General features: G+C 59.8%; 1 protein-coding gene. It reads right to left on the reverse strand.

Going from position 1 to position 3,194, the window contains the following annotated elements; all coding sequences use genetic code 11:
• Positions 1 to 2,694, reverse strand: a 2,694-nt coding sequence (locus tag FJ941_RS28840; RefSeq protein ID WP_246674068.1) for an Ig-like domain-containing protein, incomplete at its 3' end; no start/stop codon positions are given.
• Between the last annotated feature and the right edge of the window lie 500 nt (positions 2,695 to 3,194).

The following is a 3,194-nucleotide window of genomic DNA, read 5'->3' on the forward strand; positions in this document are numbered from 1 at the left end:
GTTCCCAAACAGCGCCAGCACGTCATAGCCACCCCCAAGGTCGATGCTGTCCGTGGGGTTCAGGCTCGGCGCGGTCGATATAACCCTCGTATTGAGGATCGATGGTTCGAGATTGTCGGCTCCCTCCGTTAGGGTGGCATGGGCCTGTACGACGGGCGCAATGTTGCCGATCTGGTTCAGAGCTGAACTGACAGCGGCATCAAGCCCAACGCCAGTATATGAATTGACGACAGTACCGATTTGGCCGGGGTCATCTGCCGCGGTGGCCAAGGCATCGGAAGCTCTGCCTTGGGCAACAAAAGCCGTGGCAGTGGCGTTTGTGACCAATTGCGCAGGCGTTGAAGCGGTCGCGGCGTCGTCCGCCAATGTTTGATTGCTGGCAACCACGACCTCTTCAAGCGCCTGAAGGAGATCGGTATCCAGAGCAACAGTCGCAGCACCGTCAGCAATGGCATCGATCGTCGATGAACTCGTCAGGTCAAGGATCTCCCCCGCCCCAAGACCCAATATCTGGTTTGCAATCGCCGAAAAAACATTGCTTGCGGCGGCATCCTGATCTCCGCCGGCGCCAGCAATCGCGGCCGCGACCATGCTGACCGTGTTCAGGACGGAAATGCCGGCAAGGAAAGTATCGGCATTGTTCTGGAAAGCTGCCGTGACGGGATCGAGTGTCAGGAGATCGCTACCCGGCGCAAGGCCTAAAGCGCCGCGCACCAGTGCTTCGGCGTCTGCGACATCCAGATTTGAAGCTGGGTCATTGACCAGAAGCGTGATCAAAGTTGTCAGCGGAGTAACAACCGCTGAACCCGATGGTGCCGTCAGCTTTCCAATTAGGGCTTGGTCGGTCGACGTATCTGTTCCCCCAACGACAACAAGGTCTCCTGATCCCCCCTGGAGTACAAAGTGCCCGAAGTTGTCAGTAACTGCCGAATACTCACCAGCGTCGAATTGGCCGTTGCCGTTAGCGTCGGCAAACACCGTGGCGCCTGATATGTAACCATCAATGACGTATCCATCCTGAACAGACGCGACCACCTCGGTCGCCGCACTGCTCAAAGACTCTGCCTTGCCGTGGCCGTCGGTGTAGCTCGCCACCACGCGGATCGTCGCGCCGACATCGGCATCCCCCAGCGTATAGGTCGTGTTCGTCGCCCCGCCGATGTCGACGAAGCTGGAGCCGGTGTGGCGCTGCCATTGATAGCTGATCGTGCCGAGCCCGTCTGCATCAGCTAGGGTGTTGGAGGCCGTCAGCACCTGGTCTTCCGTCGCCACGCCGGCGACCGTCACCGAACCGGTCGGGGCATCGTTGACGTTGGCGATAGCCGCGGTCGCGGCACTCGCCACGGATTCCGGCGTGCCATGACCGTCAGTGTAGGTCGCCACCACGCGCAGCGTCGCGCCGACATCGGCGTCGCCAAGCGTGTAGGTCGTGTTCGTCGCGCCACCGATGTTGGCAAAGCCGGTGCTGGTGTCGCGCTGCCACTGGTAGCTGATGGTGCCGAGCCCGTCTGCATCGGCCAGCGTGTTGGAAGCCGTCAGCACCTGGTCTTCCGTCGCCCCGCCGGCGACCGTCACCGAACCGGTCGGGGCATCGTTGACGTTGGCGATGGCCGCGGTCGCGGCACTCGGCACAGCCTCGGCCATGCCGTGCCCGTCGGTGTAGCTCGCCACCACGCGCACCGTGGCACCGACATCGGTGTCGCCAAGCGTATAGGTGGTGTTCGTCGCCCCGCCGATGTTGGTAAAGCCCGAGCCGCTGTTGCGCTGCCACTGATAGCTGATCGTACCGAGCCCGTCGGCATCGGCCAGCGTGTTGGAGGCAGTCAGCACATGGTCTTCCGTCGCCACGCCGGCGACCGACACCGCACCAGTCGGGGCGTGATTGCCCGCGCCGACGTTAATCGTGGCCGTCGCAAGTCCCGTATCGGTCCCGCCGTTTGCGGTCCCACCGCCGTCCACCAGGGTGAATGCCACAGTGCGAGCGGACGTAGGTGGGCTGCCCAATGAATTCGAATAGGAAATGTGCTCGAGAAGCACGGAGACTGAACTGGGTGTCGCCCCGCTGACCAGGCTGACGACGAGGTCGGAACCGTTGCTGCCGCCGGAGACCGTTCCGACCTTGATGCCCGCGACGAACACAGAACCATTCGATATCGTCACCGACGCGTCTGTGGAGATAGTGATCTGGTCCGACACCGCCTTATTTTGGGTAATCGAGACCCGCAGCGAGCCGCCGCCGAACTTGGAGGAGTCAATGTCGGCAACCGTTGCAGAAGGGGCGATCCGTGCGGCCGAGCCGCCTGGCGAATAGGAAAGGGTTGTGGAAGTCCCACCAGCAGCGCCGTTGAGATCTAAAATCGGTGCGTCATTTACCGCCGCTACGTTGATCGTGACAGACGCCGAACTTGAGGAAATACCGCCTTTGTTATCGACGACATTGTAGTTGAAAGAGGCAGCACCGTTGAAATTCAATCCGGGCAAAAAATAAAACGTCTTGCTCGCGTAAACCGTGTTGATGGCTGCGAGGGTCGTGTGTGCGGCATCGAGGTAGAGTGTGCCGTTCGACGGCAATGAACTTACGGAATATCCCGTGACCGACCCGTCCGGGTCCGACCCGCTCAACACGATCGTGGAAAGGTGATCCTCCAAACCATTAACGGTGATTTTGTCGGCCTTCGGTAATTTGTTCGCCATAACACACCCCTGGTGATAGCCGTGGGGCTTACCCGGCGCTGCCGCTAGCTCGGAGTTTGCGTGTACGAAGGGAACTCATGGTTCAGGCCATGGCGATGCGTTCACGCAGTTGGGCGGCGCAAACCACCCAAGCATTCACGTCTCCGGAGCTACCGTGTTTGAGTAGCGTCCCCTGTTTTTTATTCATATTAGCAATATCTGATTTATAGCGTTGAGTCCAATATTCACTTCAGAAATCTACCCCGAGCCGAAAGGCTAATATTATCTTGTACTTGCTTGGGTGTTTACGGCGGAGTGCCCTTGCTCGAGAAACCGGACGTGAGTTCGCGCTTGGGAGGAGGAGGAGGAGGAGGAGGAGGCGGCGATGATTGACTCCAGAACTGAGTACGGCACACATTCTATTCGCCGCACGAGAGCATCGATCGTCATGGTCAATTCTGAAGGCCGTCACGGATGGACGAGAAATAGCGGTCGGTTCCTACCTGCCCGCCCTTCAACGC

The organism is Mesorhizobium sp. B2-3-13 (assembly GCF_006442195.1).
GTDB classification, from domain to species: Bacteria; Pseudomonadota; Alphaproteobacteria; order Rhizobiales; family Rhizobiaceae; genus Mesorhizobium; species Mesorhizobium salmacidum.